Annotated in this window: 1 protein-coding gene; it reads right to left on the bottom strand. The window is 38.2% G+C overall.

What is annotated here, in order from left to right:
• Positions 1-551 (bottom strand): Ycf2 family protein (locus tag IE312_RS44865; protein ID WP_229900954.1); only part of this gene is annotated, 551 nt, incomplete at its 3' end.
• Positions 552-772 lie beyond the last annotated feature (221 nt).

The raw sequence follows: 772 nt of genomic DNA, 5'->3' as shown, positions 1-772 counted from the left end.
TCCACTTCAATTGGTATTTTTTCACGAAAAGCAAACATGAGATAACAAATCCAGTCTTTCACTAAGATTTCGAATAGCTGTCCCGAATTCAAGTTGATTATGTTTCGCCTCTTACTCGGAGAAAGACGATCAAACAATTCCCAATCATGGCCCTTGCGGATCGGATCATCCATATAATATACAAAAAGAAACTCCAGATATTTGATATCTTTCTCTTTAAATGAGATATCAATTCCAGCGACGGTTTCATTAGATATCTTACAACAAAAACCCCTCTTTTTTCCGATCCAGTTCCTCCACCACCGCGAACTCCAGTTAGATTCAGGCATGATACACTTTTGAGTTATTGGGAGAACCCAAGTACTCTCTTTCGGATCCCGGAAACAGCTCTCAGAGATCTTTTTTCCTTTTGTAAGATACAGGAGCGAAACAATCAACCTATTGATATTGCAAGACCCAAAAGATTCTTCCGATGTATCATTTCTGGGTCCAATGGAATTCATAGGTATAGGAAGAAGCCCTTTCAAATAGAGATTTTTGCTTTCGACCATATTTCGATTGTTAATACGATATAGAAGGGCCGCTACTACAAATAGTACTACACCCTTGATCGTGAAATATCGATTGCTTGTTGAACCCTGTGAATTGCGCAAAAGTAGGATACTAAAAATCCGAGGGTCCAAGAGTTTTCTAAAACGTTCTTGGTGGAAAAAAATATGAATGAAAGATCCCACTGAATTGAATTGGGTCCATGAATCTAAGAAATAGTGAG

Source organism: Streptomyces capoamus (assembly GCF_014654935.1).
GTDB lineage: Bacteria > Actinomycetota > Actinomycetes > Streptomycetales > Streptomycetaceae > Streptomyces > Streptomyces capoamus.
Note: the sequence above shows the minus strand (reverse complement) of the source record. Positions and strands in the feature narration are given on the sequence as shown.